Raw genomic sequence first — 21833 nt, 5'->3', positions numbered from 1 at the left:
TGAAGCACGCCGTGCGCTCTGGTAGCGCGCGGCGTTCCTTTTTCTCACGTCAAGAGTATCCGCCATGTCCGTAGATACCGCCACCGTGGCCAAGATCGCCTCGCTGGCCCGCATCAAGGTGACCGAGGCCGAAATCGGCGCGATGGTCCCCGAATTGAACGGCATTCTCGCCTGGGTCGAACAACTCGCCGAAGTCGATGTGACCGGGGTCGAGCCGATGACCGCCGTCATCCCCAACACGCAGCGCTTGCGCGACGATGTGGTGAACGCCGACCCGCTGACCGGCGGTGACATGCGCGATGCGGTGCTGGCCAATGCGCCTGCACCGGAACATGGCTTCTTTGGCGTGCCCAAGGTGATCGAATGATGAGTTGCGTTTGCATCCTTCGACAAGCTCAGGATGAGCGGATTTTAAGCCTATCCCAGATCCCGCTCGTGCTGAGCCTGTCGAAGCACGCCAGCGCTACCCTCGGAAACAAGAACTGATGACCGACCTCACAAATCTCGGCATTGCCGCCCTCCGCGATGGCGTGGCCAAGGGTGATTTCACCGCCACCGAAGTCGCCACCGCCTTCAACGCCGCAGTCGAAGCTGCGCAGCCCGCGCTGAACGCCTTCATCGTCACCACGCCCGAAAAGGCGCTGGAAGCCGCCGCGAAGGTCGATGCTGACCGCGCCGCCGGAAACCCGCTCGGCACGATGGCGGGCGTCCCCATCGGCATGAAGGACCTCTTCGCCACCAAGGGCACGCAGACCACTGCCGCCTCGAAGATCCTCGAAGGCTTCACCCCGCAGTACGAATCCACCGTCAGCCAGAAGCTGTGGGATGCGGGTGCGGGGATGCTGGGCAAGCTGAACCTTGACCAGTTCGCGATGGGCTCCTCGAATGAAACCAGCGCTTTCGGCAACGTGATCTCGCCGTGGCGTCGTCCGAATGACACCGCGCCGCTGGCCCCCGGCGGCTCGTCGGGCGGTTCGTCCTCTGCCGTGGCCGCGCGCATCGCACCTGCTGCCACTGGTACTGACACCGGCGGCTCGATTCGCCAGCCTGCCGCCTTCACCGGAATTTCGGGCATCAAGCCGACATACGGCCGCTGCTCGCGCTGGGGCGTTGTCGCCTTCGCATCCTCGCTCGATCAGGCAGGCGCGATGGCGCATGACGTGACCGATTGCGCGATCATGCTCGAAGCGATGGCCGGGTTCGATCCGAAGGATTCGACTAGTCTCAACCTGCCCGTCCCCGCATGGACTGCAGGCCTGAACGCCGACATGAAGGGCAAGAAGGTCGGCATCCCGCGCGAATACCGATTGGATGGCATGGACCCAGATGTGGCCAAGAGCTGGGACGATGGCATTGCGTGGATGAAGGATGCAGGCGCGGAGATCGTCGAGATCAGCCTGCCGCACACCAAGTACGCGCTGCCCACCTACTACATCATCGCGCCTGCCGAAGCCTCGTCGAACCTCGCCCGCTACGATGGTGTGCGCTATGGTTTGCGTGATCTGCCCGATGGTGCCGGTTTGCAGGACATGTACGCCGCCACACGCGCTGCCGGGTTCGGCCCGGAAGTGAAGCGCCGCATCATGATCGGCACTTATGTGCTCTCGGCAGGCTTCTATGACGCCTACTACACGCAGGCGCAGAAGGTCCGCACCCTGATCGCCCGCGATTTTACCGAGGCGTTCCAGCAGGTTGACGTGATCCTTGTCCCCACCGCGCCGTCCTCGGCCTTCGCGCTGGGCGAAAAAAGCGCCGACCCGCTGGAGATGTACCTGAACGACGTGTTCTCGGTGCCCGCCAGCCTTGCAGGCCTGCCCGCCATGTCGGTCCCCGCCGGGCTGGACCGCAGCGGTTTGCCGCTTGGTCTGCAGGTCATCGGCAAGGCATTCGACGAGCAAGGCGTCCTCAACGCCAGCCTCGCGCTCGAACAGCGCGCGCAGTTTACAGCCCGTCCGGCGAAGTGGTGGTAAGATGAGCGATTATCGTATTCAGGGCGACACTGGTGAATGGGAGGTCGTGATCGGCCTCGAAGTTCATGCGCAGATCACCACCAACGCCAAGCTGTTTTCCGGCGCGGCGACGGCGTTCGGCGCGGAGCCGAACACGCAGGTCAGCCTGGTTGATGCGGCAATGCCGGGCATGTTGCCCGTGCCCAACCGCGAATGCATCCGGCAGGCGGTGCGCACCGGCATGGCCATCAATGCGCAGATCAACAAGTGGTCGCGGTTTGACCGCAAGAACTACTTCTATGCCGATCTTCCGCAGGGTTATCAGATCAGCCAGCTCTATCACCCCATCGTGGGCGAAGGCGCGATCGAGATTCAGCTGGACGACAAGAACCCCGATACCAAGAAGACCATCGGGGTCGAACGCATCCACGTGGAGCAGGACGCAGGCAAGCTGATGCACGATCAGCACCCGACGATGTCCTATGTCGACCTCAACCGTTCGGGCGTGGCGCTGATGGAAATTGTCAGCCGCCCGGACATGGGATCACCCGCCGAGGCCGGGGCGTACCTGTCGAAGCTGCGCACGATCCTGCGCTTTGTCGGCAGTTGCGATGGCAACATGGATCAGGGCTCGATGCGCGCCGACGTCAATGTCTCGGTCCGCAAGCCTGGCGGTGAGCTGGGCACCCGCACTGAAACCAAGAACGTCAACTCGGTCCGCTTCGTGATGGCCGTGGTCGAACAGGAAGCCAAACGTCAGGTCGCGCTGATCGAGGACGGCGGCAAGGTCGTTCAGGAAACACGCCTCTACGATCCCGATCGCAACGAGACGCGCTCGATGCGGTCGAAGGAAGACGCGCACGATTACCGCTACTTCCCCGATCCTGATCTGCTGCCGCTCGAACTCGATGATGCGTTCCTTGAGGAATGCCGCGCGAGCCTGCCCGAACTGCCCGATGCCAAGCGTGAACGCTATGAAACCGCGCTCGGCCTTTCGGCCTACAACGCCAATGTGCTGACGGCAGATGTCGAAACCGCGCGCTGGTTCGAAGTGCTGCTGGCCGAAACGGCGGCGTTGGCGAAGAAGCCCGAAGCCGAGGTGGCCAAGCAGGCCGCCAACTGGCTGATCTCCGAACTGTTCGGCGCGCTGAACAAGCTGGGTGCGAGCCTCGAAACCTCGCCCGTCAGCCCGGCGGCAGGCGCGGAACTGCTGGCGCTGATCGCCGATGGCACGATTTCCGGCTCCATCGCCAAGCAGGTGCTGGAAAAGATGCTCGAAACCGGCGACGGCGCGGGCGTGATTGTTGAGCGCGAAGGGCTGAAGCAGACATCGGACACCGGCGCCATCGAAGCTGCCATCGACGCCATCCTTGCGGCCAATGCTGACAAGGTCGAGCAGTACAAGGGCGGCAAGGAAGCCCTGTTTGGCTTCTTCGTGGGCCAGACGATGAAGGCCATGCAGGGCAAAGCCAACCCCGGCATGGTCAACGAACTGCTGAAGAAGAAGCTGTCCTGATTCCACAGGTCGGCGCGTAAGGCAGCCTTGCCGCCGCCTGCGCCGCTGGTTACGTAGTCCCTCGTGATGCTGCATTGTGCAGCATCACGAGGGGGTGCACCGATGAAGGGAAAGCTGGCCATTCTGGCCTGTGCCGCGCTGGCGGCAAGTGGGGTTGCGCGCGCTCAGGACGCCGCAAAAGCAACTGCAGACGATGTGATGACCGCGATCCCGGACTCGGCCAGCGTGTCGATGCCCGATCTGGCATTCACGTCCACACCGCTGATCGAAGAAGACTTCGACAAATATTACGTCTTCAACCGCGCCGAAACGTCGTTCGCCGAAGCGCTGAGCGACATCCGCGAATGCGACAATCTCGCGCGCGGGCTGGATTCGGGCTACCGCTATCAGGACGCGCCCTATCCCTACACCTACACGATGGCAGGAGCGGCGGGCGGTCTGATTGCGAACGCACTGATGGGCGCAATTTTCGGCTCTTCGGAAAAGCGCCGCCTGCGCCGCGTGAACATGCGCCGCTGCATGAATTACAAAGGCTATTCGCGCTACGGACTCGCCAAGGAGAAGTGGGAGCCGTTCAATTTCGAGGAAGGCCTTGATGGTGTGAAGGAAGCCGAGCGGCAGATGCTGCTCGCCCAACAGGCGAAGGTCGCTTCCGGTCCGGCCCCGGCAGGAAAGGACTTGGGCCTGTGAGGATCGTGAAAACACTGGCGCTCATCAGCGCAATTGCTCTCCTGCCGCTCGCAGCCCATGCGGCGGACGACAAGGAGAAGTGGGAGCACAAGGCCGTAGCGGACAAGCCGCAGGTCGTGCTCAACCCGGCCAAGGCCTATATCGCGGTGCAGGGGGACTATCAGGTCAACCCGCTGCTGATGAAGCGTCCGAATGCCGATGAAGCTGCAAAGCACGCGGCCAAACGTGCAGAGGAACTGGCCAAGGAACATGAGAAGTGGGCGAAAAAGCACGCTTCGTGGAAGAAGGAAGTGGCACTGCTGTCCAAGGGAACTCCGGCATCAGGCCGCCCCAAGGAGCCGCAGGAACCGACTGAGGCAAACTTCTCATGGCCGCGCTATGAGCAGGTCCACACTGTCCACATCGGCCCACAAAATCGCTTCGCAAAGGCTGAGGGCGGAGCTTCGACCTATCTGCACGAGGTCGAGCCGGGCGAATACGTGTTTTACGGCAATGTCATGGCCGCCGTGCCCGGCGGGCTTTGCGCGTGCCTCGGGACCGTGGCGTTCCAGGCGGAAGCGGGCAAGGTCACCTCGCTTGGCAAGATGCGCCTGCCTTGGATCGAATCCCTGCGTGGGCCAAAGGAAGCGCGCGCCAAAACCTCGCTAGATTTGCCCGAAGGCACAACCTCGTTGGCGTTCGCGCCCACACCGTTTGCTGATCCGCGCGTCCCGGCCGACTTAGTCGTGGTGGCGCGTTTCATGCCGGTTGACCGGATGCCCAACTGGTTCGGCCTTGAAGTTGACCGCGTAATGCCGATCGACGGCGTGATGCGGTACGAGCGCGGCAAGGTCATCGACCTGACCGCTCAGGCAGCGCAGACCACGCCTGCGGTCCGCTGAAACGGAATAGGGGGCAAGGCCAAGTACCTGCCCCCTATTTTTGCGTCCGTTTGTGTGAAGTCAGGCCCGTGTGCCTTCCATCGGGAAGGTGCCGAACATACCTGCCGTGACCTTGCCGTCCAGTTTGTCGCCTTCGACGGTGGCGGTGCAATCCAGCGTCATGGGCATCGGCACGGTCATCTTCATCTGCCAGGTCAGCGTGTTGCCATCGACCTTGCCGTTCTCCACTTCCATCGTTCCGGTTTGGCCAGCGTTGGTGCCGGTGAAGCTGTCGCCATCGACATTGACGGTGAAGGTGCTGGTCTGGTCACCCATGGGGGTGTGGGTCACGCAATTGTAGGTGCCGGCTACGGACATGGATGCTCTCCCATTTTCGTGTTGGTCGCGCGTAGTCTAATTACAAAAGTGTCAATAGCAAGACAGGCCAACAAAAGCCCCCTCCTCTTCAGAGGAGGGGGTTGGGGGTGGTGGCGTTTCGACGATGCTTGTGCGTAGGAAACACCACCCCCTTGCCCCCTCCTCTGAAGAGGAGGGGGAGCACTGTCACTCCGGCGTGGCCATGTCTTCCACCGGCAGGCCCAGCTTTTCCAACTGCGGCTTCACCTTGGCGGCATCGCCCACGACGACCCAGACCATCCCATCGGTGTTGACCTTTGACCGGAAGGCCTTGTCAGCCTCGGCAGCGGTCATTTTGCCGTAGCGGGCCGACAGCGTTTCGTAGAAGTCATCCGGGCGCTGGTAGTTGACGATCTTGGCGACGCCTTCCAGCACTGCCGCGCTGGTTTCAAACGCGCCCGGCAGTTCGCGCGCGCTGCCCTTGGTTGACCAGTCGAACTCTTCGGCGGTCACGCCCTTGCTCGTGTCGAACTCGTCGATTTCGCGCTTGATCTCGGCGATGGATTCCCCGGTGCGGTCCGTCTGTACCGGTGCGATCACCTGGAAACGCACCTTGTCGAGCGGTTCAGTCACGCCGTTGTAGGCGCCATAGGTCCAGCCCTTGGCTTCGCGCAGGTTCATGTTGATGCGGCCCAGGAAGTTCCCGCCAAGGATGTCGTTGGCCGTGCCGAGTGCCAGGTTGTCGTCGGTGCCCTTCGCATCGATCACTTTGCCCGCCATGATGAACGACTGTGGCGATCCGGGGCGGTTGACGAGGATCACGCGGCTCTTCTGTGCCGGAACGGCGGCGGAAAAGTCCTTCATCGGGCGCGCCATGCGGTTGGATGGCCAATTTCCGAAGCTCTCGTCCAGCATTTTCACCACTGCATCGAGCGTTGTATCACCCACCACAAAGATCTTCGCGGTATCGGGCCGGAACCAGCGTGTGTGGAAGGCCTTCAGGTCGTCACGGCTCATGGCCTTGACCGCCGCTGGATCACCCAGTCCGCTCGCCGGGAAGGCATAGGGGTGGCTGCCATAAAGCATAGGCACCAGCACACGGGCTGCCAGTGCCTGCGGGTTCTTCAATTCCGCGGAAATCGCCGTGAGTTGCTGCGTGCGCACGCGCTCAAGTTCTGCGGGATCGAGCGCGGGGCGGCGCACAACGTCGGCCAGAAGGCCAAGTGATGGGGCGAGATTGGGCGAAAGTGCGTTGACCTGGAAAGAAGTGAGGTCGCTCGTTGCCGAGAGCGAAATCTCCGCGCCCAGTCGCTCCCGCTCACGCGCAAGCGCTGAACTGTCGAGCGTCTCGGTGCCTTCATTCATCAGGTTGAGAAGCAGCGATTGCGTGCCCAGCGCCGATTTGGGATCGGCGGCATAGCCCGCATCGAAGCTGACGCGGACCGAAACGGTCGGCACTTCGCTGCGCTTGGCGAAATAGACGGGGATTCCGTTCTTGAGCGTGGCGCGCTGGATCGCCGGGAAATCGAGTGGGGCGAGTTCCCCCACGGCGGGCAGCTTTGAACGGTCTGCCGCGCCGGTGCTGGCGACTGGCGCTCCCTTTGTCGGCAGTGCGGGATCGGCGTAGAAGGCAGGGCGCATACCGGTTGCATTGTCTGTATAGAACCCGCCGCGCCCTTCGCCACCTTCGACGCGTTCACCCGGTTCCACCGTCAGGGCAAACGCTGGACGCGACAGCCACTTGGCCAGTGCCGCCTGCACATCGGCAGGCTTCATCGCTGCGGTGCGTTCCAGTTCGGTGCGGTAGTGTGCCGGATCGCCATTGTAGAGAAGCCCCTCCGCCAGCGTCGGTGCCTTTCCGTTGAATCCGCCAGTACGTTCCAACCCACGGATTTCGTTGGCCGTGGCCGACATTGCCGCGCGCTGCAGTTCGTCGGCGCTGGGGCCTTCTTTGATAAACTTTGCAATTTCTGCATCGAGCGCGGCGGCAACCTTGGCTGGATCCTGCCCCGGGGTGACGTCCGCCTTCACCACGAATTGCGAGGCTTGTGCAAAGATTTCAGCTTGGGCGGAAACCGAGACGGCCAGCTTCTGCTGCCGCACGAGCGAATCGTCCAGCCTTGACGAGGCGAGGCCGCCCAACACCGAAGCACCAAGATCGAGCGGCAGGTAATCCGGGTTGTCCAGCCCCGGCACCGCCCACATGCGATAGATGCGCGTGGTAGCGACCTGATCCTTGATCGTCTTGGCCAGCGGCGCGGGCAGGGTAGGCACCGGGGCGCTGACCGGCTTTACCGCCGGGCCGGGCTTGATATCGCCGAACCACTTGGCCACTTTGGCCTTTGCCGTTGCCACATCGAGATCGCCAGCAAGGACGAGGATCGAATTGTTGGGGCCGTAATTGTCGCGGAACCAGCCCTTCACGTCATCCAGGCTGGCCGAATCGAGGTCTGCCATCGAACCGATGGTGGAGTGGTGGTAAGGGTGGCCCGAAGGGTAGAGGTTCTCGAGCTGCTCGTACTCGACCATGCCGTAAGGGTTGTTGTCCCCCTGCCGCTTTTCGTTCTGCACAACGGCGCGCTGGTTATCGAGCACTTCCTGAGTCACTGCGCCAAGCAAGTGGCCCATGCGGTCTGATTCCATCATCAGCACCATGTCCAGCGCGGCGGTGGGCACGGTCTGGAAGTAGTTGGTCCGGTCAAACCATGTCGTGCCGTTCAGATCAGTCGCGCCGACCTGCTGCAATGGCGCGAAGAAATCGCCGGGGACGTTTTCGGTGCCGTTGAACATCAGGTGTTCGAACAGGTGGGCAAAGCCGGTCTTGCCCTTCGGCTCGTTCTTCGAACCCACCCCGTACCAGATCGAAACGGCGACCACCGGAGCCTTGCGGTCGGTGTGGACCAGCACGGTCAGCCCGTTGTCGAGCTTGAAGCTCTCGTAGGGGATCTTGACCTTCGATACCAGATCGGCCAGCGGTGCTGCCTTAGCGTCCTGCGCGGCTGCTGGAGCCGTGAGTGCGGTGGCGGCGGCGATAGCAAACAGGCTGGTGGTGATTTTACGCTGCATGGGCTTCCCGATGTTGTCGTGGCAGCAATACGACTGCCGTTGTGCTGTGGTTCCAGAGCGGGGCAGGGCTGAACGAAGCCGGAATGCGATTGCTCCAGATTTGGTTTGATTGGTAACTTTCTAATGCCCATGATCGCGCGCGCAAGTGCGGCGTTTGCTTTGGCTGTGCGCCGCGCAGTCCCTTTCGATGAATGACAAAGAGAAACCGATGAACGTCAAGCTTTTGCTCTCCACCGCCCTGCTGGTTTCCGTTGCCGTTCCGGCACTTGCGGAAGAGCCGGTGTTCACCCCCGAAGCCGTGCGCGCGCATGTCACTTTTCTGGCCGACGATCTGCTGGAAGGGCGTGATACCGGGTCGAAGGGCTACGACATTGCTGCCAACTACGTCGCGTCGCAGTTCATCGCGATGGGGCTGAAACCTGCTGGGCCGGACGGCTCATTCTTCCAGAAACTGACCGTGCGCGAAGCACGGCTTGACGGCGAGCCCAAGCTGGCGCTGACCTTTGGCGGTAAGGAGACCGTGCTGTCCGACACCGCGCAAGTGCTGGTGCGGCCGAGTCTGAGCGACAAGGCGGTGGCGACAGAAGCGCCGCTTGTCTTCGCGGGCTTCGGGTTTGATCGGCCCGATCTGGGCTTTGACGACTACAAGGGCCTGAATGTGAAGGGCAAGATCGTGGTCGTGCTCACCGGCTTTCCCAAGGGCACGCCGAGCGAGCTAGGCGCGCACCTCAATTCTGAAAAGGCAGTGATGGCGATGAAGCGCGGGGCAGTGGCGGTCATCTCGGTCCCGACCATCGAGGACACCGCGCGCCGCCCATGGGCGCGCCGGGTGGAGATTTCCGATGGTCCGGCCAAGGGCTGGGTCGGCACCGATGGCAAGGCCTTCAGCCGCACAAGCGCGATCAGGGGTTCGGCGACGCTCAACCCTGATGCCGCCGCGCCGCTGTTTGCAGCAGCAGGCAAGCCGCTGGCGAAGATCTTTGCCGAGGCCAACAAGACCGGCGGACGGCCCAAGGGGTTCGATCTGAAGGCCAAGGCCAGCCTGTCGTTCGCCAACACGTGGAAAGACGTGGTGAGCGAAAACGTCGTCGCCATGCTGCCGGGGAGCGATCCCAAAGTGGCGGGCGAGTTCGTGGGCATGACCGCGCATCTCGATCACATCGGCGATCATGGGAAGGGTGAGGACAAGCTGTTCAACGGCGCGATGGATAACGCTTCGGGCGTGGCGACGATGCTGGAGGTCGCCCGCGCGGTGGTGCAGGACAAACCTCGCCGTTCGGTGATGTTTGCCGCGCTGACCGGCGAGGAGGGCGGGCTGATCGGGTCAGACTATCTGGCACGCAATCCTGTCGTGAAGGGTGAGGTCGTGGGTCTCGTCAATTTCGACATGCCGGTGCTGACCTACAAGTTCAGCGATGTCGTGGCCTTTGGCGCGGAGAATTCGACGATGGGTCCGGTCGTGGCCGAGGCTGCCAGGAAGGCCGGGATCACACTCTCGCCCGATCCGATGCCGGAGGAGGGGCTGTTCACCCGCTCTGATCATTACCGCTTCGTGCAGCAGGGTGTACCTGCGGTGTTCATGATGACGGGCTTTGCCGGACCGGGCGAAAAGGCGTTCCGCGATTTCCTCAAGGACCACTATCACAAGCCGAGCGACGACATGAAGCTGCCGTTCGACTGGGAGGCAGGGGCGCTGTTCGCCAAAGTGAACTACTATACCGTGCAAGCGCTGGCAAACGCGGACGAGCGACCGAAGTGGTATGCGGGGAGCTTCTTCGGCAAGGAATTTGCGGCGGGAGCGGCGAAGGCGGCTGATCCTACCAAGTAACATGCTTGCGCCCCCGCGAAGGCGGGGGCCTCAGGGCTATCACAGAACGGCAGCGTAATCCGACCGAGGTCCCCGCCTGCGCGGGGACGCGCTGGTCGAACCGCGTAGCATTTTCGTCGGCGCGGCCCTTGTGTTGCGAAAAAGCCACACCATGTTCAGCGCAACAGGAGGAAGTTCAACACCATGAACCTCGAAAAATTCACCGACCGCGCCAAGGGCTTTCTGCAGGCCGCACAGACCGTGGCGATCCGCATGAACCATCAGCGGATCACGCCCGATCATATTCTGAAGGCTCTGCTGGAAGACAGCGAAGGCATGGCTAGCGGCTTGATCCAGCGCGCGGGCGGCAATGCCGCGCTGGCGCAGGCTGAAGTGGACAAGGCGCTGGCCAAAATCGCCGCCGTCTCAGGCTCCGGCGCGCAGCAGACGCCGGGGCTGGACAACGATGCGGTGCGCGTTCTGGACTCTGCCGAGCAGATTGCGGCCAAGTCCGGCGACAGCTTCGTGACGGTGGAGCGGATGCTGGTGGCGTTGACGCTGGCGGCGGCGACATCGGCCGGGCAAGCGTTGAAGTCGGCGAATGTCACCGCGCAGGCGCTGGAAGCGGCGATCACCGCACTGAGGGGCGGGCGCAACGCTGACAGCGCGAGCGCCGAGAACGCCTATGACGCGATGAAGCGCTATGCCCGCGATCTGACGCAGGCGGCGCGCGAGGGCAAGCTCGATCCCGTGATCGGGCGCGACGAGGAAATCCGCCGCGCCGTGCAAATCCTTGCCCGGCGCACCAAGAACAACCCGGCGCTGATCGGCGAACCGGGCGTGGGCAAGACCGCGATTGCCGAAGGCCTCGCGCTGCGCATCGCCAATGGCGACGTGCCGGACAGCCTCAAGGACCGCCGCCTGATGTCGCTCGACATGGGCAGCCTGATCGCGGGCGCCAAGTATCGTGGCGAGTTCGAGGAGCGGCTGAAGGCCGTGCTCGACGAGGTGAAGGGCGCCGAGGGCGAGATCATCCTGTTCATTGACGAGATGCACACGCTGATCGGCGCGGGCAAGGGCGAGGGGGCGATGGATGCCTCCAATCTGCTCAAGCCCGCACTGGCACGCGGCGAACTGCACTGCATCGGCGCAACCACGCTCGATGAATACCAGAAGTACGTGGAGAAAGACCCCGCGTTGCAACGGCGGTTCCAGCCGGTGTTCGTGGGTGAGCCGACCGTGGAGGATACGATCTCGATCCTGCGCGGGATCAAGGACAAGTACGAACTGCACCACGGCGTGCGCATTGCCGACAATGCGATCGTGGCGGCGGCGACGCTGTCCAACCGCTATATCGCCGACCGCTTCTTGCCCGACAAGGCCATCGACCTGATGGACGAGGCCGCGAGCCGCATCCGCATGGAAGTGGAAAGCAAGCCCGAGGAAATCGAAAAGCTCGACCGGCGCATCATCCAGATGAAGATCGAGGAGATGGCGCTGGCCAAGGAAACCGATCAGGCAAGCAAGGACCGGCTGGCGACCTTGCGCGAGGAACTGGCGAATCACGAGCAGCAATCGGCCGAACTGACCACGCGCTGGCAGAACGAGCGCGACAAGATTGCCGCCGAGGGCAAGATCAAGGAAGCGCTGGACGCCGCGAAGAGCGAACTGGAAGTTGCGCAGCGCAACGGTGATCTGGCGAAGGCGGGCGAGCTTGCCTATGGCCGCATCCCCGAACTGGAGCGGCAACTGGCCGAAGCAGAGGGCGTTGCCGAAAACGCGATGCTGCGCGAGGAAGTGACCGCCGACGACATCGCCGCCGTGGTCAGCAAATGGACCGGCGTGCCGGTGGACCGGATGCTGCAGGGTGAGCGCGAGAAGCTGCTCAAGATGGAAGAAGTGATCGGCAAGCGCGTGATCGGGCAGAAGGACGCGGTGATTGCCGTGTCCAAGGCCGTGCGCCGCGCACGGGCTGGTTTGCAGGATCCGAACCGGCCGCTGGGCAGCTTCCTGTTCCTCGGCCCGACGGGTGTGGGGAAGACCGAGTTGACCAAGGCGCTGGCCGGATTCCTGTTCGATGACGACACCGCGATGGTTCGGATCGACATGTCGGAGTTCATGGAGAAGCACTCCGTGAGCCGGTTGATCGGTGCGCCTCCAGGCTATGTTGGTTACGATGAAGGTGGAGTTCTTACCGAAGCGGTTCGCAGGCGGCCTTATCAGGTCGTGCTGTTCGACGAGGTGGAGAAGGCCCACGGCGACGTGTTCAACGTGCTGCTGCAGGTTCTCGACGATGGCCGCCTGACCGATGGGCAGGGCCGCGTGGTGGACTTCACCAACACGCTGATCATCCTGACCAGCAACCTTGGCAGCCAATACCTTGCCAGTCTGGAAGAGGGGCAGGATGTGGGGCTGGTGGAGCCGCAGGTGATGGAGGTGGTGCGCGGGCATTTCCGGCCCGAATTCCTCAACCGGCTCGACGAGATCATCCTGTTCCACCGGCTGGGGCAGGAGCACATGGCGCCGATCGTCGAAATCCAGGTGGCGCGGGTGGCCAAGCTGCTGAAGGATCGCAAGATCGTGCTGGATCTGAGCGATGCGGCCAAGCGCTGGCTGGGCCGGGTTGGCTACGATCGGGTCTATGGCGCGCGGCCGTTGAAGCGGGCGGTGCAGCGGTACTTGCAGGATCCGCTGGCGGAAAAGCTGCTACGCGGCGAAGTGCCTGATGGCAGCACTGTGATGATTGACGAAGGCGATGGAGCGCTGAGTTTTGTGGTGAGTTGAGGGTTGGGGGGCCTTTGCGCTCCCTCTCCCTCTCTCCACAACCTGCTCCCCCGCGAAGGCGGGGGCCTCAGGCAGTCCGAACCAAATTCAGTGAAACCGCCGAGGTCCCAGCCTTTGCGGGGTCTCACTGGGCGTTATGCAACGCAAAAAGGGGGCGGTCCACTTGGGACCGCCCCAATCATATGCCGAGAGGGGTATCCGGCAGTTCTGGGCATCGGCGAGCGCCGCAGGGGGTGGCGATGCCGATGCCAAGCTTTTGAATTAGAGCAACTTCCAAGTGACCGGCACGATGATTGCGGTAGCACCTCCTGGCGGGGGTGGAACCGATCCGGCGCGGGTAGGCATGGCAACGGCCTCCTTGTCGAGCGTTGACGATCCCGATGGGGCGACCAATTCGGCACGTTCGATCTGGCCGCCAGCGCCGACATAGACCTTGACGCGGGCGGTGCCTTCTTCGCCACGCATCTGGGCGGTGCGGGGATAGGTCTGCTTCGAGCCGATGATGCGGGCAACCTGCTTCTGCCAGTCTGCTGACTGGGCAAAGGCGGAGGTTGCGGTGAGTGCCAGGGCAGCGAAGCAGAAGGCGAACTTCTCGATCATTTTCATGGATTTGTCCTTGCGTGGTGGTTGAGGGATGGGGGGAAGGCGTCAGAACTCGGACCAGTCGTCCTCGCTGGGCTTGAGGGCGGTATTGCCGACAACCCGTGGAGGTGGTGGGGCTGATCGTGATGGTGGGGCCATGCGTGCGGCCGGTTCTTCGCTAGGCGGCGTGTAGCTGGCTTTGCCAAAGGCAGCGCCTGCGCTGAGGCCGGACGCTTTGCCAAGCTGGAAGCGGGCGAGCTGATCGACCAGCGAGATTGTTTCGGTTGCAAGGTTACGGGTGCCGGCCGAGCTTTCCTCGACCATCGCGGCGTTCTGCTGCGTGAACGAGTCCATCGATCCGACCATGCCTGAGATGTCGGCGATGCCTGCGGCCTGCTGGCCTGCTGCCTCGGCAATGGCATCGACCAGACCAGAAACGGCGCTGACTTCGCTGACGATTTGCCGCAACGCTTCGCCGCTCGATTCCACGAGCGCGACGCCACCGCTGACTTCTTCGGTGCTTTTGCTGATCAGATCGCGGATGGACTTGGCGGCATCGGCTGAGCGTTGGGCAAGCGCGCGCACTTCGGTAGCAACCACGGCAAAGCCCTTGCCCGCATCACCAGCACGGGCGGCTTCGACCCCGGCATTGAGCGCCAGCAGGTTGGTCTGGAAGGCAATCCCATCGATCACGCCGACGATTTCAGCCATTTCCTTCGAGCTGCTTTCAATGCTGCGCATGGCGGCAATGGCGCGGTTGGCGGTGTCGCCCACGCCATCGGCGGTAGAGCGGGCCACAGTGAGGCGTGCGCTGGTCTGTTTGGCATTCTCTGCCGTAGTCTTTACCGATGTGGTGAATTCGTTGAGCGTGCGCGAGGTTTCGGCAAGCGAGGTGGCCTGCTGTTCTGTGCGCATGGCCAGATCATTTGAGGCGCTGGCAATTTCGTCCGTGCCAAGCTTGATCGTGTTGCAGCCATCGACGATTTTCGACAGCACGCCTTCGAGCGAAGCAACGGCGGCGTTGTAGTCGACATGCAACTTGGCAAGCGCGCCCGAGCCGTTTTCGTTAACGCGGAACGTGAGGTTGCCTTCGGCGAGCGCGGTGAGGCCATCGCCAATCGCATCGATAGTGATCTGCGTTTCGCGGGCCTGTGCCTTTTCGGATTCGGCGCGTGCGTGATCAGAAGCAAAGACATCGCGGAACCGGTCAAGCGCGCGGGCCAATTGGCCAAGTTCGTCACTGCGGGACAGGCCGGGGACATTGACCGCGTGATCGCCGTCCACCAGGCGTGAAACGGCCTCGGACATTTTCACGACCGGGCGGGCAATGCTGCGGATCAGCAGGCCGAGCATGACAAGCGCGGCAAGAAGCGTAAGTCCCATCGCGGCGAATGTGAATTTGCGGGCGGATGCGTGGATATGCTCTGCGCGGGTGGCGACAGCGTCTGCGGCCTTCTTGTTGGCGTCGATCGCGGTGAGGATCGTGTCTTCGAGCGTGTAGAAAGTGTCGAGACCTTCGCCTTCGTGCATTGCGCTGGCACCTGCTGTGTCTCCGGCAAGCGCCATGGATTGCAGTGTTTCGTCCTGTGCCGTCAGCGCGCCCCACGCGTCTTTCATCGCACCGACAGCCGCCTTCTGCTCGGGCGTGACGACCAGCTTTTCATAGTCGCCAAGGCCGCCTTCGATGGCATTGCGGGCGCTACGGAGCAATTTTTGGCTCCGGGCCATCGCATCGGGCGATGAGCCTGCAAACATCTCGCCCTGCTTCAACCGGTACTGCGAGGTGAAGGCGTGGATATCACCAAGCGTTTCAGCGCCGGGAATCCACACTGTGCGCTGTTCGGCTGCGATGTCGTTGACTTCGCCAAGCTTGGAAATGGCAAACAGGCCCATTGCGGCGGTGGCCGCAAGAAGCAGTGCGAATGCGGCTATGAACTTGGCAGTGATATTGAACTTGAGCATCTCGGTCCCCGCAAAGGCTCTCGGCATGGGAACCGGTGCTAAGGGAACAAGGGCAAGTTTCGGTAAGGGCGCGGCCCCGTAATGCTGCGCAGCGGTGGGTAAGGATTTCGCTCAGTTGTATTGCGACGGCGCTTGGGCTGGCCGGATCAGAGCACGGAAATGCGCGGCGTTGTGTGGTTAACGCGCTGCTGCGCCCCCGCGAAGGCGGGGGTCTCGGTGTTGTATCGGAATGTTCGCGTAAATGGCCTGAGGCCCCCGCCTTCGCGGGGGCGCACCTTCGCAGCCGATCAGTCAGCCCAGTAAAGGCGCATCGGGTTGTCAATGAGGAGCTTGCGCTGAAGCTCTTCGGTGGGCGCAATGCGGGGGATCATGTCGACGAGGTGGCCGTCATCCGGGATCTCGGTGTCCATGTTGGGGTGCGGCCAATCGGTGCCCCACAGCACGCGGTCCTGATAATCAGCCACCAGCGGCGCGACTGCATCGGCAAAGGCGTTCCACGGATCGCCTGCGCCGCCTTCCTTGATCGCGTCGAGCCGGTCGGGGCAGGTGGCCTTGAACCAGATGTCCTCGCGGCTGTTCAGGAAGGCGCGAAACGCTTTCATGTCCGCACCGTCCGGCCCCTGCCGCACATCGGGGCGGCCCATGTGGTCGATCACCAGCGGGACGGGGATGGCGTCCATGAAGGGGCGCAGTTCTTCAAGGATGTCGGCCTCGAAATAGATGACCACGTGCCACCCTTTTGGCAGGCGCTGGGCAACTTCGAGGAACTTGTCCTTGGGCGCATTGTCGACAAGGCGCTTGAGGAAATTGAAGCGGATGCCGCGAATGCCGCCGTCGTGCAGGGCGTGAAGCTCGGCCTCGGAGATTGCGGGGTCGACGACGGCAACGCCGCGCGCGCGTCCTTTCGATTTGGCGATGGCGTCCAGCGTCGCGGCGTTATCGGTGCCGTGGCAGCTTGCCTGCACGATCACGTTCTTGTCGAAGCCGAGATGATCGCGCAGGGCGAAAAGCATGTCCGGGCCGGCGTCTTCGGGCAGGTACTTGGCCTTGGCGCTGAACGGGAACTGCGCCATCGGGCCGAAGACGTGGCAGTGTGCATCGACTGCGCCTGCGGGTGGAGTGTAGCGCGGCTTGCTGGGGTTGGCGTGCCAGCTGATGATGCGATCAGTCATTGTGTCCATCCGTTTGAGCTGTGGGCCTTCGACAAGCTCAGGCCGAGCTGACCTATATTTTGAACCAGAAAGCCCCAATTCCGCTCATGCTGAGCTTGTCGAAGCATGTTGCACCGCCTCAGCCATACACCACCCCATCCATCAGCTTGCGCGCGGTGCGCAGCAAGGCGGCGGTGCGGACGTCGCCGCTGTCGTCCACTTCAAGCACGCAGCTCATTTCGCCTGTTGGGTGTTCTACCGACAGCAGTTTACGGCTGCCTTCGGGGATTTCGGCAACTTCGGCCGCAGGCGAACCGGGGATAAGGCATGCTGTGGCGACGCTGACCGCGCCCAGCACGCCGATGGTGGCGTGCGCACGGTGGGGAATGAAGCTGCGCACCGTCACCGCGCCGCCGTTCTTGGGCGGGGCGACGAGCATCATCTTGGGGACCGACTTTTCCTTCACATCGCCAAGGTTCATCATCGGGCCGACGATCAGGCGGATGGCTTCGATCCTTGCCTTGAGGTCGGTCGCAGCGTCAAGCCAGTCCCGGTCCTCATATCCTGTGATGCCCAGGTCTTCGGCCTTCATCACCACGCAGGGCATTCCGTTGTCGATTAGCGTGACGGCAACGCCGTTGACCACATCGACCGCGTTGCTGGTGGGCAGGAGCGCACCGCAGGAAGACCCGGCGGTGTCGCGGAATTCGAGCGGGACCGGCGCGTGCGAGCCGGGGACGCCGTCGATCTTTGCCTTGCCCTTGTAGGAGACCTTACCGCCAGGCGTGCTGACCGAAGCAACGGCGACTTGCCCAGTGTTCTCCATGAAGATGGTGACGCGGGTTTCATCGCCGGTGGCCGAAACAAGGCCGCGCTCGATGGCAAAGGGGCCGACGCCAGCAAGGATATTGCCGCAGTTCTGCGCGTCGGTGACGATGGCCTGATCGACGAAGACCTGCAGGAACAGGTAGTCAACGTCGATGCCTTCACGGGTCGATTTGCTGACGACGGCGACCTTGCTGGTCAGCGGGTCCGCGCCGCCCATCCCGTCGATCTGAACGGGATCGGGGCTGCCCATCATGGCGAGCAGGAAGGCGTCGCGGGCGGCGGTGTCTGAGGGCAGATCATCCTTGAGGAAGTAGCCGCCCTTCGACGTCCCGCCGCGCATCCACATGCAGGGAGCTGACGTCATGTGATCCTCCCTGGCACGGGGAGGGGGACCGCGCGAAGCGTGGTGGAGGGGGCTATCGCATCAGCACCAACGCGAGAAGTGTCGGGCAATGGATAGCCCCCTCCACCGCTACGCGGTCCCCCTACCCGTGACGGGGAGGAATTACACATACTTAAGCCCTTCCTTCTCCAGCCGTTCGCGCATCTTGTACATGTCGAGGCCCAGCACACCCGCCGCCAGCTTCTCGCGCTTTTCGCCTTCGTTCGCTTCACGCGCCTGTGCGGCGGCCAGCACCTCGGCGGCCTTCTCACGCGGCACCACGCAGACGCCATCATCATCCGCCACGATCACGTCGCCGGGGTTCACCAGCGCGTTGGCGCAGACGACCGGTACGTTGACGCTGCCGAGCGTGTTCTTGACGGTGCCTTGTGCGTAGATCGCCTTGGACCAGACGGGGAAGTTCATCTCGGTCAGATCGCGCACATCGCGCACGCCAGCGTCAATCACCAGCCCCCGGCAGCCGCGCGCCTGTGCGCTGGTGGCCAGCAGATCGCCGAAGTAGCCATCTTCGCATGGGGACGTCGGGGCGAGCAGCAGGATGTCTCCGGCCTGAAGCTGTTCGATGGCCACATGCACCATCCAGTTGTCACCGGGCGCGGCACTGATCGTGAGGGCAGACCCTGCGATGCGCGCGCCGCGATAGATCGGGCGCATATAGCTGGCGAGCAGGCCGGTGCGGCCCTGCGCTTCGTGGACGGTGGCAACGCCGCAAGCAGCAAGGCCGTCGATCACGGCTGGATCGGCACGCTCGATGTTCTGGACGACGATACCCGACATTTCCGGCTCCCATGGAAAACTCTTCGCGCGTTCCATGCGACTGCGGCGCGCTACGAACCAATGCATTGTTTGCTCCGGCCCATAAGGAAATGCTAAGCGAGCGGGCATGGCTTACCACGCAATCAACATCCGCCACATCGCTGCTTTCGCCGCCACGGTTCGCCACGGAAGCGTGACGCGCGCGGCGCGGGCTGTGAACCTGACGCAGCCTGCACTGACGCAGGCTATTGCGCGGCTGGAGGCGGACCTTGGCTGCGCGCTGTTCGAGCGCGGCCCTGCGGGGATGACGCCGACCGAACCGACGCTTCTGCTGGCCCCGCGCGCAGAAGCAGCGATTGCGCATGTCGGCTCGCCGCGCGTGACCGGCACGCAGGTGCGCGCATTCCTCGCGCTCGCCCGCGCCGGAAGCTATGCCGTGGCGGCAGACGCTACCGGGCTGTCGTCCGCCTCGCTCCATCGCGCAGTGGCGGACCTTTCGGTCGCGCTCGGGCAGCGGTTGGTGGACCGGCGCGGGCGGTCGGTGATGCTGACCCCTGCCGGAGAGCGGCGCGCGCGCGGCTTCGGTCTGGCGATGGCGGAGTTGCGCAGCGGCCTTGCCGAAGTGGCCGCGTGGCAAGGCAAGGTGGCGGGCAGGATCGTGGTGGGGGCCATGCCGCTGTCCCGCGCGCGATGGCTGCCCGAAACGATCCTGCGCTTTGCCGCGCGCCATCCGGGGGTGGATGTGGCGGTGGTCGAGGGAAGCCATGCCGAGCTTTCGGGGCCGCTGCGCGATGGCGAAGTGGATCTGATGTTGGGGGCGCTTCGGGAAACGGCGGCGCTGGATGATCTAGCGCAAGAAGCCGTGTTCGAGGATCAGCCTGCGCTGGTGATGCGCGCGGGGCACCCCCTGTTGTCATCGCCCGTAGATGGGGCTGCATTGGCAAGTTATTCTTGGATACTGCCCGCCAGTGACACGCCGTTGCGGCACTATTGGGAGGGCATGATGCGCTCGGCCGGGGCCGAGCCTCCGCACGTGGGGATCGAGTGCGGATCGGTTTTGACAGTGCGGCAGTTGTTGTTGGGGTCCGATGCCTTGACGCTGCTTTCCCCGGCGCAACTCGCCGTGGAATTGCAGGCAGGCGTGCTGGCCACGTTGCCGCCGCCGGTGCCGGTAATGCGCACTATCGGCATCACCACGCGCGAGGGGTGGCGGCCGACTGCACCGCAAGGCGCGTTCGTAGGGTTGCTGCGCGAAGTGGCGGCAGAAGGCTTTGCATAAATTTATACCTGCCGCGATGTTTGCATTTGTTCCTTTGCGCGTGTCCGCGCAGGACCGCCGTCATGGAGAGCACAATTGCCCTGATCGGCTTCGGCGAGGCCGGGTCCACTTTTGCCAAGGCGGCAGGCTGGGAGTGTGCGGCGCTGGCCTTTGACATCAATCCGGCGCGCCGCGCGGTGATGGAAGAGGCGGGCGTCGTTGCCTGCGCGACGGCGGAATGTGCGCTGTCGGACGCGGATTTGGTGTTTTCTCTGGTAACCGCGGATTCAGCGTTGCCTGCCGCGCAAGACTTCGCCGCGCTTTTGAAGCCGGGCGCGATCTGGTGTGACATGAATTCGGTGGCCCCCGATACCAAGCGTGCCGCCGCCAAGGCCATCGAAGCGGAGGGCGGGCGTTACGTCGATGTGGCGGTGCTGGCCCCGGTCAACCCGGCGCGGATGAATGTGCCGCTGTTGATTTCGGGCGCACATGGCAGTGAGGCTGAAGCGCTGCTGCGGGCGGCAGGCTTTGCCAAAACGCGTGTGGTGGGCGACGAGATCGGCCGAGCCAGCGCGATCAAGATGATCCGTTCGGTCATGGTCAAGGGCATCGAGGCGCTAACCGCCGAGATGATGCTGGCGGCGACCAAGGCTGGCGTGGTTGACGAAGTCCTGTCCTCGCTCGACGCCAGTGAAAAGGCGCAGAGCTGGTTCGAGCGCGCCGAGTACAACGTCGAGCGCATGACCACGCACGGGCTGCGCCGCGCCGCCGAGATGGAAGAGTCCGCCAAGACGCTGGAAGCGTTGGGCGTGGAGCCGCTGATGACCAGCGGCACGGTCAAGCGCCAGCGCGAGCAGGCAGGCAAGACAATCGCATTCACCGCAGAGAGGACCGAAGTCGCATGACCATGATCATCGACTGCCACGGCCACTACACCGTGTTGCCCAAGGCGCACGACGAGTGGCGCGAGAAGCAGAAGGCCGCGTTCAAGGCAGGCGAAGCCGCGCCACCTTATCCCGACATTTCGGATGACGAGATTCGCGAGACCATCGAATCCAACCAGTTGCGCCTTCTCAAGGAGCGCGGCGCGGACATGACGATCTTCTCGCCCCGTGCCAGCGCGATGGCCCCGCACGTGGGCGACCAGTCAGTCGCGGTGAAGTGGGCGCAAGTCTGCAACGATCTGATTGCGCGCGTCGTCGGGCTTTACCCCGAGACATTTGCGGGCGTGTGCATGTTGCCGCAGTCGCCTGAAGCCGACATGACCAGCTCCATTGCCGAGCTGGACCGCTGCGTGAACGAACTGGGCTTCATCGGCTGCAATCTCAATCCCGATCCGGGCGGCGGGCGCTTCACCCATCCGCCGCTGACCGACGAATACTGGTTCCCGTTCTACGAGAAGATGGTGGAGCTGGACGTTCCGGCGATGATCCACGTTTCGGGATCGTGCAACCCGGCCATGCACGCCACGGGCGGGTACTATATCGCGGCGGACACTATCGCCTTCATGCAACTGCTCGAAGGCGATCTGTTCAGCAGGTTCCCCACCCTGCGCTTCATCATCCCACACGGCGGCGGCGCGGTGCCCTATCACTGGGGGCGCTATCGCGGTTTGGCCGACATGCTCAAGAAACCCGATCTTTCGGGCCATCTGATGAACAATGTCTATTTCGATACCTGCGTCTATCACCAGCCCGGCGTCGATCTGCTGGCCGACGTGATCGAGAACAAGAACATCCTGTTCGGGTCTGAAATGGTCGGCGCTGTGCGCGGGATCGATCCCACCACCGGCTTCTATTTCGATGACACCAAGCGCTATGTCGATGCGCTCGACATCAGCGATGCTGAACGCCACGCGATTTTC

General features: G+C 63.2%; 17 protein-coding genes. 10 read left to right on the top strand and 7 right to left on the bottom strand.

Annotated elements, in window-relative coordinates:
* Nucleotides 1-64: 64 nt before the first annotated feature.
* The 5 genes from gatC to B7X90_RS06290 all read left to right on the top strand — a co-directional run bounded on the left by gatC (nucleotide 65) and on the right by B7X90_RS06290 (nucleotide 5036).
* Nucleotides 65-367 carry an Asp-tRNA(Asn)/Glu-tRNA(Gln) amidotransferase subunit GatC gene (gatC, locus tag B7X90_RS06310; protein WP_292622748.1) on the top strand — a complete coding sequence of 101 codons (303 nt, stop codon included), beginning with the start codon at nucleotides 65-67 and terminating at the stop codon, nucleotides 365-367.
* Between the two features lie 118 nt (nucleotides 368-485).
* Nucleotides 486-1970, top strand: a complete 1485-nt coding sequence (gene gatA, locus B7X90_RS06305) for an Asp-tRNA(Asn)/Glu-tRNA(Gln) amidotransferase subunit GatA (RefSeq protein WP_292622747.1) — start codon at nucleotides 486-488, stop codon at nucleotides 1968-1970.
* A 1-nt stretch (nucleotide 1971) separates the two neighbouring features.
* Nucleotides 1972-3465 carry an Asp-tRNA(Asn)/Glu-tRNA(Gln) amidotransferase subunit GatB gene (gatB, locus tag B7X90_RS06300; protein WP_292622733.1) on the top strand — a complete coding sequence of 498 codons (1494 nt, stop codon included), beginning with the start codon at nucleotides 1972-1974 and terminating at the stop codon, nucleotides 3463-3465.
* Between the two features lie 102 nt (nucleotides 3466-3567).
* Nucleotides 3568-4155: a hypothetical protein gene (locus B7X90_RS06295; RefSeq protein ID WP_292622732.1), complete on the top strand. Its 588-nt coding sequence runs from the start codon at nucleotides 3568-3570 to the stop codon at nucleotides 4153-4155.
* Nucleotides 4152-5036, top strand: coding sequence for a hypothetical protein (locus tag B7X90_RS06290; protein WP_292622729.1), 885 nt, complete (start codon nucleotides 4152-4154; stop codon nucleotides 5034-5036). The genes B7X90_RS06295 and B7X90_RS06290 overlap by 4 nt, the downstream gene beginning before the upstream one ends.
* Before the next feature lie 60 nt (nucleotides 5037-5096).
* On the opposite strand, the gene B7X90_RS06285 is transcribed toward B7X90_RS06290, so the two are convergent.
* Nucleotides 5097-5393, bottom strand: coding sequence for a hypothetical protein (locus B7X90_RS06285; RefSeq protein WP_292622727.1), 297 nt, complete (start codon nucleotides 5391-5393; stop codon nucleotides 5097-5099).
* A 186-nt stretch (nucleotides 5394-5579) separates the two neighbouring features.
* Nucleotides 5580-8438 carry a pitrilysin family protein gene (locus B7X90_RS06280; RefSeq protein WP_292622725.1) on the bottom strand — a complete coding sequence of 953 codons (2859 nt, stop codon included), beginning with the start codon at nucleotides 8436-8438 and terminating at the stop codon, nucleotides 5580-5582.
* A 208-nt stretch (nucleotides 8439-8646) separates the two neighbouring features.
* Between B7X90_RS06280 and B7X90_RS06275 the strand changes: the two genes are divergently transcribed.
* Together B7X90_RS06275 and clpB are read left to right on the top strand one after the other, a co-directional pair.
* Nucleotides 8647-10266: a M28 family metallopeptidase gene (locus B7X90_RS06275; protein ID WP_292622724.1), complete on the top strand. Its 1620-nt coding sequence runs from the start codon at nucleotides 8647-8649 to the stop codon at nucleotides 10264-10266.
* A 183-nt stretch (nucleotides 10267-10449) separates the two neighbouring features.
* Complete coding sequence (gene clpB / locus B7X90_RS06270) at nucleotides 10450-13029, top strand: ATP-dependent chaperone ClpB (protein WP_292622721.1); 2580 nt, start codon at nucleotides 10450-10452, stop codon at nucleotides 13027-13029.
* 261 nt (nucleotides 13030-13290) lie between these two features.
* Here clpB and B7X90_RS06265 read toward each other — a convergent pair whose 3' ends face one another.
* From B7X90_RS06265 to ligK, 5 genes are all read right to left on the bottom strand, one after another.
* Nucleotides 13291-13635: a TonB family protein gene (locus tag B7X90_RS06265; protein ID WP_292622720.1), complete on the bottom strand. Its 345-nt coding sequence runs from the start codon at nucleotides 13633-13635 to the stop codon at nucleotides 13291-13293.
* A 42-nt stretch (nucleotides 13636-13677) separates the two neighbouring features.
* Nucleotides 13678-15573 carry a methyl-accepting chemotaxis protein gene (locus B7X90_RS06260; protein ID WP_292622719.1) on the bottom strand — a complete coding sequence of 632 codons (1896 nt, stop codon included), beginning with the start codon at nucleotides 15571-15573 and terminating at the stop codon, nucleotides 13678-13680.
* 287 nt (nucleotides 15574-15860) lie between these two features.
* Entirely contained in the window at nucleotides 15861-16745 is an 885-nt protein-coding gene (locus B7X90_RS06255; RefSeq protein WP_292622718.1) for an amidohydrolase family protein, read from the bottom strand.
* Nucleotides 16746-16863: 118 nt separating this feature from the next.
* Nucleotides 16864-17916: a 4-oxalomesaconate tautomerase gene (locus B7X90_RS06250; protein WP_292622715.1), complete on the bottom strand. Its 1053-nt coding sequence runs from the start codon at nucleotides 17914-17916 to the stop codon at nucleotides 16864-16866.
* 141 nt (nucleotides 17917-18057) lie between these two features.
* The gene (gene ligK / locus B7X90_RS06245) at nucleotides 18058-18732 is read right to left on the bottom strand and encodes a 4-carboxy-4-hydroxy-2-oxoadipate aldolase/oxaloacetate decarboxylase (RefSeq protein ID WP_292622713.1); all 675 of its coding nucleotides are present in this window, start codon (nucleotides 18730-18732) and stop codon (nucleotides 18058-18060) included.
* A gap of 106 nt (nucleotides 18733-18838) precedes the next feature.
* Here ligK and B7X90_RS06240 point away from each other — a divergent pair, with 106 nt between their 5' ends.
* The 3 genes from B7X90_RS06240 to B7X90_RS06230 all read left to right on the top strand — a co-directional run.
* Complete coding sequence (locus tag B7X90_RS06240) at nucleotides 18839-19990, top strand: LysR family transcriptional regulator (protein ID WP_292622711.1); 1152 nt, start codon at nucleotides 18839-18841, stop codon at nucleotides 19988-19990.
* A gap of 62 nt (nucleotides 19991-20052) precedes the next feature.
* On the top strand, nucleotides 20053-20874 hold the full coding sequence (locus B7X90_RS06235; RefSeq protein WP_292622709.1) for an NAD(P)-dependent oxidoreductase: 822 nt from the start codon (nucleotides 20053-20055) through the stop codon (nucleotides 20872-20874).
* Nucleotides 20871-21833, top strand: a 963-nt coding sequence (locus B7X90_RS06230) for an amidohydrolase family protein (protein WP_292622706.1), incomplete at its 3' end; no start/stop codon positions are given. The genes B7X90_RS06235 and B7X90_RS06230, both read left to right, overlap by 4 nt.

Source organism: Novosphingobium sp. 17-62-19 (genome assembly GCF_002256775.1).
Classification (GTDB): domain Bacteria; phylum Pseudomonadota; class Alphaproteobacteria; order Sphingomonadales; family Sphingomonadaceae; genus Novosphingobium.
Note: the sequence above shows the minus strand (reverse complement) of the source record. Positions and strands in the feature narration are given on the sequence as shown.

What these genes read in the sequence shown, in the direction of transcription:
- gatC (WP_292622748.1), top strand. Translation starts at nt 65, where the DNA reads ATGTCCGTAGATACCGCCACCGTGGCCAAGATCGCCTCGCTGGCCCGC.
- gatA (WP_292622747.1), top strand. Translation starts at nt 486, where the DNA reads ATGACCGACCTCACAAATCTCGGCATTGCCGCCCTCCGCGATGGCGTG.
- gatB (WP_292622733.1), top strand. Translation starts at nt 1,972, where the DNA reads ATGAGCGATTATCGTATTCAGGGCGACACTGGTGAATGGGAGGTCGTG.
- B7X90_RS06295 (WP_292622732.1), top strand. Translation starts at nt 3,568, where the DNA reads ATGAAGGGAAAGCTGGCCATTCTGGCCTGTGCCGCGCTGGCGGCAAGT.
- B7X90_RS06285 (WP_292622727.1), bottom strand. Translation starts at nt 5,393, where the DNA reads ATGTCCGTAGCCGGCACCTACAATTGCGTGACCCACACCCCCATGGGT.
- B7X90_RS06280 (WP_292622725.1), bottom strand. Translation starts at nt 8,438, where the DNA reads ATGCAGCGTAAAATCACCACCAGCCTGTTTGCTATCGCCGCCGCCACC.
- B7X90_RS06275 (WP_292622724.1), top strand. Translation starts at nt 8,647, where the DNA reads ATGAACGTCAAGCTTTTGCTCTCCACCGCCCTGCTGGTTTCCGTTGCC.
- clpB (WP_292622721.1), top strand. Translation starts at nt 10,450, where the DNA reads ATGAACCTCGAAAAATTCACCGACCGCGCCAAGGGCTTTCTGCAGGCC.
- B7X90_RS06265 (WP_292622720.1), bottom strand. Translation starts at nt 13,635, where the DNA reads ATGAAAATGATCGAGAAGTTCGCCTTCTGCTTCGCTGCCCTGGCACTC.
- B7X90_RS06260 (WP_292622719.1), bottom strand. Translation starts at nt 15,573, where the DNA reads ATGCTCAAGTTCAATATCACTGCCAAGTTCATAGCCGCATTCGCACTG.
- B7X90_RS06255 (WP_292622718.1), bottom strand. Translation starts at nt 16,745, where the DNA reads ATGACTGATCGCATCATCAGCTGGCACGCCAACCCCAGCAAGCCGCGC.
- B7X90_RS06250 (WP_292622715.1), bottom strand. Translation starts at nt 17,916, where the DNA reads ATGACGTCAGCTCCCTGCATGTGGATGCGCGGCGGGACGTCGAAGGGC.
- ligK (WP_292622713.1), bottom strand. Translation starts at nt 18,732, where the DNA reads ATGTCGGGTATCGTCGTCCAGAACATCGAGCGTGCCGATCCAGCCGTG.
- B7X90_RS06240 (WP_292622711.1), top strand. Translation starts at nt 18,839, where the DNA reads ATGGCTTACCACGCAATCAACATCCGCCACATCGCTGCTTTCGCCGCC.
- B7X90_RS06235 (WP_292622709.1), top strand. Translation starts at nt 20,053, where the DNA reads ATGGAGAGCACAATTGCCCTGATCGGCTTCGGCGAGGCCGGGTCCACT.